The 14,838-nt window shown below is 65.2% G+C and carries 10 protein-coding genes and 1 pseudogene; 6 read left to right on the top strand and 5 right to left on the bottom strand.

Annotated elements, in window-relative coordinates:
* Window positions 1-108: 108 nt before the first annotated feature.
* Both NL241_RS28160 and NL241_RS28155 read left to right on the top strand, forming a co-directional pair.
* Window positions 109-285 (top strand): annotated as a pseudogene (locus NL241_RS28160) (hypothetical protein); the annotation flags it as partial.
* A 95-nt stretch (window positions 286-380) separates the two neighbouring features.
* Window positions 381-1,877, top strand: a complete 1,497-nt coding sequence (locus tag NL241_RS28155; protein WP_487692778.1) for an amino acid permease — start codon at window positions 381-383, stop codon at window positions 1,875-1,877.
* 8 nt (window positions 1,878-1,885) lie between these two features.
* On the opposite strand, the gene NL241_RS28150 is transcribed toward NL241_RS28155, so the two are convergent.
* Both NL241_RS28150 and NL241_RS28145 read right to left on the bottom strand, forming a co-directional pair.
* A complete protein-coding gene (locus tag NL241_RS28150; RefSeq protein ID WP_494395654.1) occupies window positions 1,886-5,344 on the bottom strand; it encodes a protein kinase domain-containing protein in 3,459 nt (1,152 codons plus the stop codon).
* A 431-nt stretch (window positions 5,345-5,775) separates the two neighbouring features.
* Window positions 5,776-7,533 (bottom strand): MOSC domain-containing protein, encoded by a 1,758-nt coding sequence (locus NL241_RS28145; RefSeq protein ID WP_494395653.1) that lies wholly within the window; start codon window positions 7,531-7,533, stop codon window positions 5,776-5,778.
* A gap of 190 nt (window positions 7,534-7,723) precedes the next feature.
* On the opposite strand from NL241_RS28145, the gene NL241_RS28140 reads away from it, so the two are divergent.
* Complete coding sequence (locus tag NL241_RS28140; protein ID WP_494395652.1) at window positions 7,724-8,626, top strand: alpha/beta fold hydrolase; 903 nt, start codon at window positions 7,724-7,726, stop codon at window positions 8,624-8,626.
* On the opposite strand, the gene NL241_RS28135 is transcribed toward NL241_RS28140, so the two are convergent.
* Window positions 8,601-9,482 carry an AraC family transcriptional regulator gene (locus tag NL241_RS28135; RefSeq protein ID WP_487692782.1) on the bottom strand — a complete coding sequence of 294 codons (882 nt, stop codon included), beginning with the start codon at window positions 9,480-9,482 and terminating at the stop codon, window positions 8,601-8,603. The genes NL241_RS28140 and NL241_RS28135 overlap by 26 nt on opposite strands.
* 232 nt (window positions 9,483-9,714) lie before the next feature.
* Between NL241_RS28135 and NL241_RS28130 the strand changes: the two genes are divergently transcribed.
* The 3 genes from NL241_RS28130 to NL241_RS28120 all read left to right on the top strand — a co-directional run bounded on the left by NL241_RS28130 (window position 9,715) and on the right by NL241_RS28120 (window position 12,875).
* Window positions 9,715-10,365 carry a TetR/AcrR family transcriptional regulator gene (locus NL241_RS28130; protein ID WP_494395651.1) on the top strand — a complete coding sequence of 217 codons (651 nt, stop codon included), beginning with the start codon at window positions 9,715-9,717 and terminating at the stop codon, window positions 10,363-10,365.
* Between the two features lie 339 nt (window positions 10,366-10,704).
* Entirely contained in the window at window positions 10,705-11,268 is a 564-nt protein-coding gene (locus NL241_RS28125; RefSeq protein WP_487692784.1) for a hypothetical protein, read from the top strand.
* Between the two features lie 224 nt (window positions 11,269-11,492).
* On the top strand, window positions 11,493-12,875 hold the full coding sequence (locus NL241_RS28120) for a PE-PPE domain-containing protein (RefSeq protein ID WP_494395650.1): 1,383 nt from the start codon (window positions 11,493-11,495) through the stop codon (window positions 12,873-12,875).
* A gap of 46 nt (window positions 12,876-12,921) precedes the next feature.
* Here the strand turns inward: NL241_RS28120 and NL241_RS28115 are convergent, their stop codons facing one another.
* Both NL241_RS28115 and NL241_RS28110 read right to left on the bottom strand, forming a co-directional pair.
* Entirely contained in the window at window positions 12,922-14,202 is a 1,281-nt protein-coding gene (locus NL241_RS28115; protein WP_494395649.1) for a glycosyltransferase, read from the bottom strand.
* Window positions 14,199-14,822, bottom strand: coding sequence for a TetR/AcrR family transcriptional regulator (locus NL241_RS28110; protein ID WP_487692787.1), 624 nt, complete (start codon window positions 14,820-14,822; stop codon window positions 14,199-14,201). Before NL241_RS28110 ends, NL241_RS28115 begins: the two co-directional genes overlap by 4 nt.
* Between the last annotated feature and the right edge of the window lie 16 nt (window positions 14,823-14,838).

The raw sequence follows: 14,838 nt of genomic DNA, 5'->3' as shown, positions 1-14,838 counted from the left end.
CGTTTTCGCCCCAGTCAGCGGCGCCCCTGACTTGTGGTTTCGCCGCGCGAGAACCCCGAAAGGTGTTCACTGATACCACCGTCATTCGGGTTTATCGAGGTGAGTCTCATGGCGCGCATTGATCTGTTCGCGAAAATTCCATTGATCGGGATGGCCCTGGTGTTTCTGGCGATGTTCATCGTCGCGGTCACCGCGTACCTGCACGTCGGGTGGTATTCGATCATCGGCTACGCGATCGCGGCGGTAGTCGCCGTGGTCGGCTTCGTCATGACGTTTCGTGATGTCAGGGATGCACCAGGACCTGCCGAGCAGTGGGACGTCCGAGGCACCCCCATCGATCCCGCGTCACCCCAGAACTGACCAGAGGGAGGGCTGGTTCCATGACCACCGCACCCAAGCAGTCTGTCTACGACAACTCCGCGCTGAAGGCGGAGGACGAGGGCTACCACAAGGGTCTCAAGCCTCGGCAACTGCAGATGATCGCGATCGGCGGCGCCATCGGCACGGGACTGTTCCTCGGTGCCGGTGGCCGCCTGGCCAACGCCGGGCCGGGCCTGTTCTTGAGCTACGCATTCTGCGGCATCTTCGTCTTCCTGATCCTGCGCGCCCTCGGCGAACTCGTGCTGCACCGGCCGTCATCGGGGTCATTCGTGTCGTATGCGCGTGAATTCCTCGGCGAGAAGGCGGCGTTCGTTGCCGGCTGGATGTACTGGCTCAACTGGGCGATGACGGCCATCGTCGACTGCACCGCCATCGCGACCTACTTCCACTACTGGTCGGGGCTCGAGAGCGTCCCGCAGTGGGTGCTGGCACTGGCTGCGCTCGCGGCCGTGGTGGCCATCAACATGATCTCGGTGACGTTGTTCGGGGAGTTCGAGTTCTGGGCTGCGCTCATCAAAGTGGTTGCGCTGATGGCTTTCCTGGTTGCGGGCACCATCTTCCTCGCCGGGCGCTATGAGATCCAGGGACAGCCAACCGGGTTCAGCGTGATCGCCGACAACGGCGGGTTGTTCCCCGCGGGCCTCTTCCCGCTGGTGATTGTCATGTCTGGTGTGGTCTTCGCCTACGCTGCAGTAGAACTCGTCGGAACCGCAGCCGGTGAAACGGCCCACCCGCACAAAATCATGCCGCGCGCCATCAACTCGGTGATCGCCCGTATCGCCGTCTTCTACGTCGGCTCGCTGTTCCTGCTGGCGCTTCTTCTGCCCTACACCGCATACCAGGCCGACGAGAGTCCCTTCGTCACGTTCTTCGGCAAGATCGGGGTGGACGGCGCGGGCAGTGTCATGAACATCGTCGTGCTGACCGCCGCGTTCTCGAGCCTGAACGCCGGGCTGTACTCGACGGGCCGCATCCTGCGGTCGATGGCGATGAACGGCAGCGCACCGAAGTTCACGTCGGTGATGTCGAGCCGGGGCGTGCCGTACGGCGGCATCTTGCTGACGGCCGCGGTCGGGTTGTTCGGCGTGATCCTCAACCTTCTGTTCCCTGGTGAGGCATTCGAGATCGTGCTGAACATGGCAGCTCTCGGGATCATCGCGTCCTGGGCCACGATCGTCATCTGCCAGCTCCAGCTCTACCGCTGGTCGAAACGGGGCATCTTGGAGAGGCCGGCATTCCGGTTGTGGGGCTCGCCCTACACCGGCTACCTCACGTTGGCGTTCCTGTTCGGCGTCGTGGTGCTGATGGCGCTCGACCCACCGATCGGCACCTGGACCGTCGCCACGCTGGTGGTCATCATTCCGGCACTCATCGTCGGTTGGTACGCGGTCCGCGGGCGGGTGCTGGAGGTGGCTCGGGAACGCCAGGGCTTCACCGGCGAGTTCCCGGCCATCGCCAACCGCCCGCCGCGACGCGGCAGGGGCACCAAGAAATGACCCGCTGATCACACACGTTGGGGGACATCGGCACTGAGGGCACGGTCGAGGAACTCGGCGGGGATCTCGGGCCAGTCGGGGTGCCACCGGCCGGCCTGCTTGTCGTCACGCAATTCGGACAAGGTGGCGACCACGTGGGGACCGCCGTCGACCAGATACCGCAGCATCTGCAGTCGGGCGCATTGAGCGGCCACCGCGGCGATCGTGGCCTTGGCCTCCTCAGTACGTTCGTCGGCGGCCAGGCAGGCACCCAGCAGCCGGTTCGCCCGCAGCAGCGCCTGCGGCCGGTTCAGCGGGACCAGGTGGTCCACCCATTCGCGGGCCCAGCGGCACGCCAGCGATCGGCGCTGCGGGTCGCCGTCGGCGATCAGACGGCGGATCGCCGAGGCTTCCTCGAACTGCACCGCGATCTCGTCCATCGCGTCGCAGGGTTTTCTGCGCGCCTCGTAGCTGGCCGTCTCGGTGGGGCCGAACTCCGGATGAGGGGGAAGACCCAGCCGGATCCGCTCGTGCTCGGCGAGCGCCCGCAGGCGATTGAGCGACAGGCTCCGAGCAACGCGGGCGGCTTCGTCGAGGCGCTGCGTCGCGGCGAGCCGGTCACCCTGCAAGGCCTTGATCCGCGCGCTGATCACGTACCGGGCGATCTTGAAGTCGACGGATCCGCCCTCCGGGCCGAGCTTGTACCCCTCGTCGAGCATGCGTTCGGCTTCCTCGATATCGCCGCGCTCGTAGAGCAATTCACCCAGCAGCGAGCTGGCCAGCCGGGCGGTATAGGAGTGCACACCGCCGGAACGTTTGGCGATCCGCAGGGCCCGGCGGAAGTACTTCTCCGCCTCGGCGTTGTCGAGCATCAAGTGGTGCGCCAGCCCAGTGAAACACAATCCGTTGACCACAGTGAACGCGTCGCCGCTGCGTTCGTAGAACGGGGCCGCCCACGCCTGGATGCGATGCACCTCGGCCAGGTCGTAGTGGTAGGCGGCCTCGAACGTCGCCACATTGGCAGCCGAGGCAACAGTGAAGGGGCGCATGTGATCTCGACGCTGCAGGCACGCCGAGATGTGGTCGGCGATACCGGCCAGCCGGTCCGAGCGCAGGTCCACCACTCCACGCACCACGCCGAGATCTGCCCGCAGGTCGGCGACCTCGTCCTCGGACAGGTCAGAGGCCGCCAGCGCGGACTCCCCGGCCGCAAGTGCCTTCTCGGCGGCCGGGATTCGATGCAGCACGATATTCGCCCACGCCAACGCGAGTTGCATCCGCGGACTCGACCGCACCGACGCTGCGGGGAGTTTGGCGATCAACCCGATCAGGGTGGACATCTGGGAGTTGGCTACCAGGCAGATCCCGTCGTTCTCCACCAGCCGTACTGCGCGGGCGTCGTCCCCGCCCGCCAGGGCGTGGTCGACCGCCTCGCTGACCAGACGGTGGTCGGCGTACCACTCCGAGGCCACCCGGTGTAGCTCGTCGACGCGCTCCGGTTTGTCCCGGCCGAGGCGGTGCCGGAGGAAGTCGCGGAACAGGCTGTGATAGCGGAACCACATCTCGTCGATCCGGTGCAGGAACAGGTCGCGTTCCTCGACCTGTTCCAGGAGTGTCACCCCGTCCTCCACACCGGTCAGCGCCGATGCCAGGTCACCGCAGATCCGTTCGGGGACCGACGTGGCGAGCAGGAAATCGAGCATCGACGGTTCCAGGGTGTCGAGGACGTTCTCGGCGAGGAATTCGCTGATGGCGTGATGCCGGCCCGTCATCGTCTCGATGAGCCGGACGGGATCGTCGCGGTCGCGCAGCGACAGCGAGGCCAACTGCAATGCGGCCACCCAGCCGTCGGTCTTGGCGGTCAGTTCTTCCACGTCCGCGCGGTCAAGGTCCAGCCGAGCGATGTCCACGAGGAAGCTCTCCGACTCGGTGACGTCGAAACGTAGTGCGGTGGAGTCGATCTCGATCAGTTCATCTCGCATCCGCATCCGGCTCATCGGCAGACCACTCTGGTTGCGACTGGTCACCAGCACCGTCAGTCCGACCGCGATGTTGTCGAGCAGATAGCGCAGGGCCGCGATGGTCGCGGGATCGGTGACGTGCTGCCAGTCGTCGATCACCAGAGCCATCTGCCTGCCGCTCTGGTGGATGTCGTTGATCAGGGTGGTCAGCACATACCGGCCGGCCTCGTCGCCGTGTTGCTCCAGCACATCACCCAGGTCGGCCGCGAGCGCCGGTGCGACAGTGTGGATCGCCTGGATCAGATGCGACAGGAACCATGTCACGTTGTTGTCGTCGTGGTCGATGGTCAACCAGGCGACCGTCACCCCGTCGGCGGCGAGCTGGCGGGCCCACTGCGCCGCCAAGGTGCTCTTGCCGAAGCCGGTCGGGCCGTGGATCACGGTGAGTTTCTTGTTCTTCGGGGCCCGCAGCGCATCGATCAATCGGGCACGTTCGACCAGTGGCTTGGTCGACACCGGTAGCAGGAACCGGGTGGCGGGCGCCGGCGGCGTCGGGGTGCGCAGCGGATACCCGCTCGACGGTGTCCCCGACGCTGACGTCGGGTCGTAACGGATCGCGGGTGCGGGGACGGGAATGGCCATGTCATCAACGGGCAGGCCGTGTCGGCGCTGGAGCTCCCGGCACTGCTCGCCGAATGCCTCCGCGGTGGACGGGCGGTCACCGAGGTCGCGCGACATCGCCTGCTCGATGACCTCGCAGACGTCAGCGGGCAAGGTGGTGTCGCGCAGGTTCGGCATCGGGTCGCGGGTGATCCGCAGGAACTGCGCCACCATCTGCTCGCCCTTGCGGCGCTCGAACACGGCGTGGCCTGTGCCTGCGCTGAACATCGTCGACGCCAGGCTGTACACGTCGGAGGTGACTCCCGGCGTCTCGCCGAACAGGACTTCGGGCGCGGTGTAGGCGGGTGAACCGATGACCGCCCCGTCGCCGGTTTCGAACGCTCCGACGATGCGGGCGATCCCGAAATCCGTCAGTTGTGGCTCGCCGTATTCGGTGAGCAGGATGTTCGCGGGCTTGACGTCGCGGTGCAGGGTGCCCCGCCGATGGGCCGTCTCCAGGGCGCCTGCCATCTTCACCCCGACGCGAAGTGCGTCCTGCCAGCCGAGAGCTCCGGTGTCGTGGATCGCCGACTCCAGCGAACCGTGCGGGTGATACTGCATGACGATGTAGGGGCGCCCGCTGGCGATGGTGCCAACTTGAAAGACGTTCACGATGTTGGGATGGCCGGACAACTTGCCCATCGCCACCTGCTCGCGCATGAACCGGCCGAGATTCTCCGATTCCAGGTCGGCGGTCAAGACCTTGACCGCGACCGTGCGATCCAGGGTGCGTTGGCAACAGCGGTAGACAACTCCGAATCCGCCGCGGCCGATCTCCTCAGGCTCGGAGAACCCGGCCGCTTCCAGTTCCGCCGGAATGCCGGCGGGGAGGTCCCGTTGGGTGGGCAACGGGTCGTTGCGGACCATCGTTCGTCTCGAAACTCCAGGAGTGTCGGTGAAGCTGTTCCGAGGATAGCCCCGGCTGTTTCCGGTAAACCCGGGGAGGGTCGGCGTTGTTCGACCGCCTCCAGGGCGGCCTGCATTGCCGATCAAATGGCCATGCCGCCAACAACGTTGACGCCGAGGATGCGTCGAAGCGAGGGAGGCCTGTGCAGACACAAGGGCGGGTTCGGGAGGACATGAGCGCGTCTCATACCGTCCACGCGGTCGGCTTTCATCTCTTGCCGACTCTTTGGAGTGGTCACTCCCGAACCCGTCGTGCCATCGATGCTACGCCGCGTGAGACGCCGACACCAGAAGTATTCCGGTGTAAAAATTACGGTTCCGCAGCGCGTCCGACGGGCGCGAAAGGTCGAGGGCGCGAGGCGGAATCGACGGTTACCGACCGTGGGGCAGGCTCACAGGTCGAGCACGACGGCCTCGGCGGGCTGAGCGCAGCAGATCAGGACATTGCCGTCGGCGGGTGGGTCCAGAGGTTCCGGGTCATAACGGACACTCCCGGACAGCAGTGGGGTCTCGCAGTTGTGGCACACCCCGGTGCGACACGACCACCGGGTCGGCACATCACAGGACTCCGCGAATTCGAGCAGGCTGGTGTTCGGTGGACCCCAGGGCGCGACGAGACTGCTGCGGGCGAAGTGGACCTCTGGACCAGGACCCGGTGGGCCGACGGGCGGATGGGGCGGGACCGTTGTCACGTCGATGCCGGGTGTGAGTGCCGGGGCGACCCCGAACAGTTCGGTGTGTACCCGGGCCGGATCCAACGCGTAGGCGACGAGGCCGGCGCTCAGTTCAGCCATGAACGCAGGCGGCCCGCAGAGATAGGCGTCCGCGTCGTGGGGTAGGTGGAGTTCGCCGAGTCGGGCCACGGAGATGCGGCCGTCTTCGGTGAAGTCGGTGCCTCGCTGGTCGGTGGCGGCCGCTCGGCTGTAGAAGACGTGAGACCGGCTGTGCGGCAGCTGGTTCAGGAGGGCCTGGATTTCGGCTTTGAAGGGGTGCTCGGTACCGTCCCGGGCGCCGTACAACCACCAGACCTGGCGCTCTGGCGATGAGTTGACCAGCGCATGCAGCATGGCGAGCACCGGGGTCACACCGACGCCGACGGAGAGCAGGATCACCGGCGTATCACCCTCGGCGAGGAAGAAGGCGCCGCGCGGCGCGGCCACCTCGACACGGTCGCCGGGTTTCAGCCGGGTGTGGACGTAGCTGCTTGCGGCGCCGTGCGTCTCACGCTTCACGCTGATCCGGAATTCGCTGGAGCCGGCCCGGTTGGACAACGAATAACTGCGAACCAGGGAGCTCCCGTTGTCGATCGCCAGCCGCACCGTGATCGACTGGCCGGCCAACCATCCCGGCAGACCGATGCCGTCCGGGTCGGCCAGCGTCAGCGAGCGCACGTGCCGACTCTCGTCATGGACACCGGTGACTTCGAGCGGGCGGAACCCCGCCCACGCCGGGGGTGGGCTACCGGCCGCTGCGGTGAGGCCGGTGTTGCCTCCGGCGGCTGGCTCGTCCGGCTGTGCCGCCAGACTGCGGAGCGAGGTTTTCCAGCCGGGGCTCAGCGCCGGTATACGCAGGGCGCGGTCGAGAGCGTCGCGCGCGTGGCCGGGCAGATAGAGCAGGGCGTCGATGTCTGCCACCGTCACCCGTTCGGGCCCCGCGGCGATCTTGATGATGTCCTGTCCGGCCTCGACCTCCCCTTCGGTGAGGACCCGGCAATAGAAACCCGGGCGCCGGTGTGCGACCAGGAGCGCCGCCATCTGCGGCACCCCGATACGCATCCCCGCGCGATAGCAGGTGACGCGCGGCTGGGTGACTTCGAAGACCGCCTGCCCGATCTGATAGCGGTCTCCGATGCACACTTCGTCGTCGGGCAATCCCTCGACGGTGAAGTTCTCGCCCAGCGTGCCCGGTGCCAGTTCACCTCGGCCGAACTCGTCGGCCCAGTGGCGATACGACTCGAGCTGGTACACCAGGACGGCACGGTTCTCGCCGCCGTGCCCGTCGAGGTCACCCTGGCCGTCGCCATCGATGTTGAGTCGCCGGACCATTCGGCTGCCGGTGACGGGATCCTTCCACGCTCCGGTGTAGACCGTGCGACCGCGCCAGGCAACGTTTTTGGGCCGGCCGACATTCACCGATACCAACTTGGCCATGGAATTCTCCTCGGGCGTGACCGCTGTCCACAGGCTATCTGCCCATCCTGGAGTCCGCTCGGGTATTCGCTCGGAATGGGCACCTACCGAGCATGATCACGCTATTGGGTTGTCTGGCAACGGCATAGAGTTCCCGTCGAGGCGATACACGTTCGGTGAACGCCACCAGAGCCAATGATTCGAGGAAACCGTGATTGCTTTTGCGACGCGCTACCAGACCGTCACCGTTGATGGTTTGGAGGTGTTCTACCGTGAGGCCGGCGATCCCGCCAATCCGACGATCCTATTACTGCACGGGTTTCCGTCGAGTTCTCATATGTTCCGTAACCTGATCGCGTCGTTGAGCGACAGCTTCCACCTCGTGGCCCCCGACCACATCGGGTTCGGCCGCTCGGCCGCGCCCTCGGTCGATCAGTTCACGTACAGCTTCGACCGGCTGACGGAGGTCACGGAGTCCCTGATCGAACAGTTGGGCCTGGAACGGTTCGCCATCTACATCCATGATTACGGCGCACCGATCGGTCTGCGCATCGCCAGTCGGCGGCCTGAGCGGATCTCGGCGATCATCACGCAGAGCGGCAATGCCTATCTCGAGGGCTTTACCCCCTTCTGGGACATCCTTTTCGCGCACGCCAAGGACCGCGCCGCCAACGAAGCCGGGGTGCGCGAGTACTTCACCCTTGAAACCACTCGCTGGCAGTACACCCACGGTGTTCCCGCCGACCGGCTGGACCGAATCGCTCCCGAGGCATGGCTGCTGGACCAAGCAGGCCTGGACCGCAAGGGCAATGACGCGATTCAGCTCCAGCTGTTCTGGGATTACCAGTTCAATCTCGACGGCTATCCCGGTTTTCACGAGTACTTCCGCACCCATCAGCCACCGCTGCTGGTGACGTGGGGCCGCAACGACGAGATCTTCGGCGTGGCGGGCGCGGAAGCGTTCCGAAAGGACTTCCCCGACGGGGTGTTTCATCTGCTGGATACGGGGCACTTCGCGTTGGAAACACACGGAGCCGAGATCAGCGGATACATCCGCGAATTCCTGGGTCGGGTTGAGCCCGCTGCTCTCACCGAACGGCAGGCGTCGGTCTGACCACACTTGCGTAATCACCTGGCGTGGAACCGAACCGGGCGCGAAACTCCTTGATGAAGTGCGAGCAACTCGTGTACCCGACGGCGCGGGACACCTCCGTCACGCCGAGTCGCCGTGCTTCCAGTAGCTCACGTGCCCGGTTCAGCCGCTTGTCTTTCACGAACTGATAGGGCGAACATCCCATCACCTCGCGAAACAGGCGTGAGAAGGCTGACGGACTCAGGTTGACCTGCTTGGCGAGTTGACCGACTGACAACGGCTCGCCGAGATGGTCGACGATGTAGTCCAGAGCGGCGGCCACCGGGTTGGCCGTAACCTGTTGTGTGGCAATCCGTGTCAGCCGGTCATCCCGATCACGCTGCAGTACCCGGTACACGAGCTCGCGCAGGTACAACGGCGCCAAGACCTGTCTGTCCGACACCACCGACAGTGAGCGCAGAAAACGCAGGGCACTACTCATCAGCTCGTCGTCCAGTGTCGCGACCGCACACTTGATTCCGTCATGGTGGACGCCGTCGACGAATCTGGCGCGGCCCACCATGGAGGCCGACACCTCACAGATCAACTCGGGGTCGATTTCCAGACTCAGGCACAGCGATGGGTGACGGGGTGAACCCTCGGCAATCTGGCAGGTGCGGTCAGGGCAGTCGCAGACCACCAGACAGCGTGAGGCCTGCATGACGATGGCGACCGAGAATTCCGGCGTCTGCGGCTGCAGCGCCGTCGGCGCGGTGAAACGGTAGAAGGTCAAGCCCGGCCAGGAACCGGCCGTGGCGCCTTCTGTCGGCGCGCCGGCGGCGAGCGCGGCGACGAAATCCGCCGACGGATGGCGGTGTTCGACCGCGGTGACGGTCATGGGTGCCCAACCGGATCGCGCTGGTCTTCTGCCACGCGAAGCCCCAATCACTCGCACTGCACTCACTCGATGTAGTGGCACTGTAGTGGATGAGAGTGTACTCAACAATATGTATGACAGGTCGATTAAATGAACTGGTACCAACGTCGTCTTACGTTGAGTGAACTAACTCCAGTGCAGCTTCCACTGTCTGTTATTCTCGGGCGCATATGAATCGTCAGGCTGGTCCCCGATGACGTCGGACGACACGGGCTCCACTCCGCGCCGCTCCCGTCGTGACGAGTACGCCGAGCAGACCCGACAGGCTGTCGTCGATGCGGCGCGGACTCTCTTCGCCGAACGGGGTTACTTCGCCACCACCGTCAACGACATCGCCGAGGCAAGCCGCGTCTCGGCCGGCACGGTCTACCAGCAGTGCGGCGGCAAGCAGGGCCTGCTACGCACCTTGATGGACATGTGGACCGCCGCACCCCTGGTGCAGCAGACCCTCGATGCCATCAATGCGACCGACAACCTCCAGGACGCGCTGCACGCTCTCGCAGACTCCTACCTCGAGTTCTGGCGCCAGTTCGACGACATCGTCCAGCTTGTCGTCGCGACCGCTGCGCACGACGCCGAGGCGACGGGGTCACTCACCCAAGCGGTGATCCGCCACCGCAGCGCGCTACATGAAATCGCCCGGAAGATCCGGCACTTGGGAGCGTTTCCGAAGCCGTTCTCCGACGACGACTTCGCGGACATCACCCTGTACCACTACGGGCCACAGAACGGCTTCCACTACACAGTGACCGTGCTGGGGTGGCCCGAAGAACGGGCCCGGGATTTCATCAGCGCCCAGTTCGCCCACACGTTGTTCGAACTCGGCGGCGCCGGCCGGGGCTGAGCCTCCTCGCAGATGTTCTGACCCGGCACCGCCCACCCGTGGGTGCATCTCGCCTCCGCTGCCGGCGACCGACGGGATAGACGTCAATTTTGATTCGTGAAACACCTGGCTACCGTGTGTTTTCACGCGCGGATGCCGGCCGAATTCGGTACTCACTGTTAACGCGGAGCCGCGGGCATCCGACATACATTGCGGGGGGACGAGGTGTTGCGTAGTCGTCCAGACATAGAGGCGGCGAGACCGTCGAGCGACGATCGAGCAATTTCCCAAACCGAACGTCACGCGATTTCCGCCGTTGATCGGTGGGTGTCGTCGAGAAGCAAGGCGAAGGAGCGAATGATGGACATCAAGAAACTCGCGGTAACGACCACGATGACCGGTGTGCTGGGCCTCGGCGCACTGGGCTTGGGTGTGGGCCTGGCGCAGGCCGATCCGGCTACGCCGGAGCCGTGGCCCGGTCCGACCGTGCCTCACGTGCAGGTTCCCGATGTGAACGTGCCGAGCGTGAACGTGCCGGATGTGAATCTGCCGGGGGTGAATCTGCCCGACGTGAACGTCCCGAGCGTCAACGTTCCCGATGTGAGTGTGCCGGGTGTGAATGTGCCGGATGTGAACATTCCGAGTGTCAATGTGCCGGACATCAATGTGCCGAGCGTGAACATTCCGGATGTGAACGTGCCGAATGTGAATTTTCCGGAATTGAATGGTTACTTCCAATGGCCCCGTGAAACCATTACTCCCGGACAGTTGAAGGATTTGCCGTCCATAAATGGTGTGTCGAATCCGTTCTTCGGAATTCCTCCCGGTCAGCTGAAGAAACTGCCCACGGTGAACGGCATTGTCAATCCGTTCTTCGACCAGGCGCCAGGTCACTGGGTTGTTCCGGGTGAGCCGCAGTCCTGAACCACCGGGTGACACGATGGCCGCCCTGCCTCCGGGTGGGGCGGCCATCCCCATTCCGGAGTGACTTGCAGCGCAAAAACCCTGCGGAGGTTCCTCGATGTTGGTATCGATGAACGTCACTTTCACACGGGGGGTTTGCGTTGACACAGACGAGTCCTGCACCGGCACCACGACGGCTGCCGCAAAGGGGCGGCCGATGGATCGCGGCGGCGGTGGTGGCGGCGATGGCGCTGGTTGCCGGCCCCGCGGTGCTGGCCTCCGCGCAGACCCGCATCGGACTCAACGGCGCCCGTCCGAGTGAGTGGCCGATAGTCGATTCGCTGCTGGCCGGTGCCGGCTTCACGCAGGAGGCGTGGCTGCCGTTTGCCTTGCATGTCGGCGAGAACTGGCTGCCCGGAACCACGCCGGTCGCGGTGGACTATCCAGCCCAACTGGGGATTCTGTCCGGACCGTTCGCGTTGACGGTGGATCAGTCGACCGAGATCGGGCGGCAGAACCTGCACGCCACCATCCTCGAGCAGCTCGAGAAGGGCGAACCCGTCGTCGTCGCGGGCCTGAGCGAGGGCACCCTGGTGATCGACCGAGAACTCGAGTACTTGCGAACCGCGGCGGACGCACCCGATGCCGATGACATCACGTTCCACGTGTTCGGCGACATGCGACGCGGACTCGGCGAGATGTATCTGCGCGGGGTGACGATTCCGTTCGTCGGTCAGACGTTCGGTCCGGTGCCCGAGAGCCAGTACGACGTCGTGGTGGTCAACGAACAGTGGGACGGGTGGGCCAATCCGCCGGACCGCCCGTGGAACCTGCTCGCCGTCACCAACGCCGTCATCGGCGCCTTCATCACCCTCGACGGCTTCAACGATCACTCGCACAGCTCGCTCGCCAGCATGGCCGACGCGGTTCTGGTGTCGCAGACCACCAACTCGCTGGGTGGCACGACGACGACGTATATGATTCCGCGCCAGCAACTTCCGATCACACGGGTGTTGCGACAGATGAACGTCCCGGACCCGTTCGTCGATGAGCTGGACAAGCTGCTCATGCCGCTGATCGCGACGGGCTACTCGTCGATGACCCCAGACCTCGGGCCCCGCATCGAGCAGGGCCGATTGGTGTGGACGCCCCCGGCACCGCAGCCGGTGTCGTTCACCAAACCGGGCGCCGTGACGCCGGAGGTGATCGAGGCGAAGACCGCCGGTCCCGCAAAGGACGCCGCGGACGCGGATCCCGGCACAGAGGATCTGCTGACCGAGGCTGCTCCCGAACCGCAGACGGCGACAGATCCGGCAGTCACCACCGGTTCGGTCGACGCCGACGACACTGAGGTACAGGTCGGACCTGCCGACACCGGTGAGACCACAACACAGCATCATGAGCGGCCCAGCAAGGTGGTCGATGTCAGGACGCGTGACGCCGCTACCGAGACGAAATCCGACCGCCGCTCGAGACCGGATCGCGTCCGCGCTTCAGTCGGCTCCTACCGGACCGGCGATCCCTCCGGCCGTTCGGACAGCGGCGATTCCGGGGCTGATCGTGACCGCACCCGAGCCGGGGCGGCGGCGGGCGACTCGAAACGCCCTCGAAATCACGGAGGCTTCTGACCTGGGGGCGGCTTGCGCGTCTGCCGGATCGGTTCTGGCCTAGCCCTCAGCTGCCTCCTGACGATCCCACGTCCCACCGGTCCAGGTGTGCCGAGATGAGGTCGGTTGCGGTGCCCTCGCCGTCTTCGGACCGGAGGCAGTGTGAAAGCTGCTGCGCTCGTTGGGTATAGCCCGGTTCAGTCAGAGTTGCGGTCACGGCCTCGGCGAGAGATTTTGTGGTGAGTGCGCTACGCCGCAGTGGAGCCGGCGCCGCCCCCAAGGTATGGACCCGTCGAGCCCAGAACGGCTGATCCATGATGCCGGTGACCGGAATCGAGGGCACACCCGCTCGCAGGGCGGCAGCCGTCGTGCCTGCGCCGCCGTGGTGCACGATCGCCGCCATCTGTGGAAACAGCCACGCGTGCGGCAGCTCACCGACGGTGAGGATGTCGGAGCCCTCACCGCGCAGGCCGGCCCAACCGGACTGGAGGATGCCGCGCACACCAGCCTGACGTAGTGCCGAGACGATCAGAGCGGACAGGCGTTCACCCTGTGCGGTGGCCGTGCTACCGAGACCGACGAATACCGGCGGCGGCCCAGCGTGAAGGAACTGGACCACCTCGGACGGAGGTTGCCACGTCGGTGAATCGATGGGCCACCAATAACCTGTCACGTCCAGTCCGTCGCGCCAATCGATGGGGCGAGCAACAACGTGCTGGGAGAACCCATAGAGGATCGGCCACGTGGCGGCGCGTCGGCGCTGATAGCTGCGCCGGGATTGAGTCGGTAACCCCAGCGTGGCGCGCAGATCATTTATCAAGGGTGTGTAGACCTTTTCGCCGAGGTCACCAAGACGCCACGCCAAGTGGTTACCGCACTGCCCGAAAGAGCGATCCGTCAACGGTGGCGGAGCGAATTGCCCTGTCGCGCTGACTGGTTGGAAGAAGACCCCGATGCTCGGAATGTCCAATGCCTCTGCAACGTGATATCCCAGCAGGGAGCCCACCGGGCCCTCCAGCAGAAGAAGATCGGAGCCGGTGGCCGCGTCGGCGATTGCCTCGCCCACTCCGTGCAGGTCGTCACGCATCTGCGCCAGCACGTCCTTGGACGGCCGCATACGCGCGCCATCGACAACGGCCTGCCCGTACGCGGAGGCTCGGGTGTCGGCCTCGGTGTCGCCAGGCAAACGTCGGTACTGCAGTCCGGCCGCGGTGATGAGGTGTTCGTACGGGCTTTGCGCGCCGATGACCACCTCGGCTCCGAGTCGCTCGAGGAGCCGGCTACCGAGTCCGGTCAGCGGTGCGACATCACCGCGCGTTCCGAAAGCCGCGATCACGATCCGGGTCATGATGTTCCTCGCGTGGCGAGGTCGAACGCAGTCACCAGTTCTTCGCCGTAGCCGATCACGTCGTAGTCGGGATCGCGGGCCAGCTCCCACACCGCACCGTCCAGCGCGGCGCGCAGCGCGTTCTTCATGAATCTCGGCGACAGCTCCCGAAATTGGCCGCCCGACAGACCGTCGACGAAGATCGGCTCAGGATCCAGGGCTGTTGATCCGGCATCTGATGGCGGCGCCGAAGCTGCGGCCTGATCGAGACGCAAACCCTTCGGTGACCGGTATCCGGTGAGGATCTCGACCATGGCAGTCGCGGCGATCGGATTTTGCTCGATGAATGCAACATTGGAGCGTATGTAGGCCGCGAGACGATCTCCCGGCGAAGCTGCCGCAGCAATAGCGGGAGCCATCTGCGCGGCTGCCGCGCTGAACACCGCGATCACGACGGCTTCGATGATGTCGTTTTTGGTCTTGAAGTGGTACAGCACAACGCTTTTGGCCACGCCTATGTGTTCGGCGATCTTTGCCACCGAGGCTTGGGCGTAACCTGCCTCGGCGATGACCTGTGTCGCAGCAGCGACGATCTGCGCCCGCCGTGCCCGTTCAGTGAAAGTCCCCGGTTCTGACCGCATAGTCAGAATTTAGACC

It is taken from the genome of Mycolicibacterium sp. SMGY-1XX (assembly GCF_059132455.1).
Note: the sequence above shows the minus strand (reverse complement) of the source record. Positions and strands in the feature narration are given on the sequence as shown.

What these genes read in the sequence shown, in the direction of transcription:
- NL241_RS28150 (WP_494395654.1), bottom strand. Translation starts at nt 5,344, where the DNA reads ATGGTCCGCAACGACCCGTTGCCCACCCAACGGGACCTCCCCGCCGGC.
- NL241_RS28130 (WP_494395651.1), top strand. Translation starts at nt 9,715, where the DNA reads ATGACGTCGGACGACACGGGCTCCACTCCGCGCCGCTCCCGTCGTGAC.
- NL241_RS28135 (WP_487692782.1), bottom strand. Translation starts at nt 9,482, where the DNA reads ATGACCGTCACCGCGGTCGAACACCGCCATCCGTCGGCGGATTTCGTC.
- NL241_RS28125 (WP_487692784.1), top strand. Translation starts at nt 10,705, where the DNA reads ATGGACATCAAGAAACTCGCGGTAACGACCACGATGACCGGTGTGCTG.
- NL241_RS28120 (WP_494395650.1), top strand. Translation starts at nt 11,493, where the DNA reads ATGGCGCTGGTTGCCGGCCCCGCGGTGCTGGCCTCCGCGCAGACCCGC.
- NL241_RS28155 (WP_487692778.1), top strand. Translation starts at nt 381, where the DNA reads ATGACCACCGCACCCAAGCAGTCTGTCTACGACAACTCCGCGCTGAAG.
- NL241_RS28115 (WP_494395649.1), bottom strand. Translation starts at nt 14,202, where the DNA reads ATGACCCGGATCGTGATCGCGGCTTTCGGAACGCGCGGTGATGTCGCA.
- NL241_RS28110 (WP_487692787.1), bottom strand. Translation starts at nt 14,822, where the DNA reads ATGCGGTCAGAACCGGGGACTTTCACTGAACGGGCACGGCGGGCGCAG.
- NL241_RS28145 (WP_494395653.1), bottom strand. Translation starts at nt 7,533, where the DNA reads ATGGCCAAGTTGGTATCGGTGAATGTCGGCCGGCCCAAAAACGTTGCC.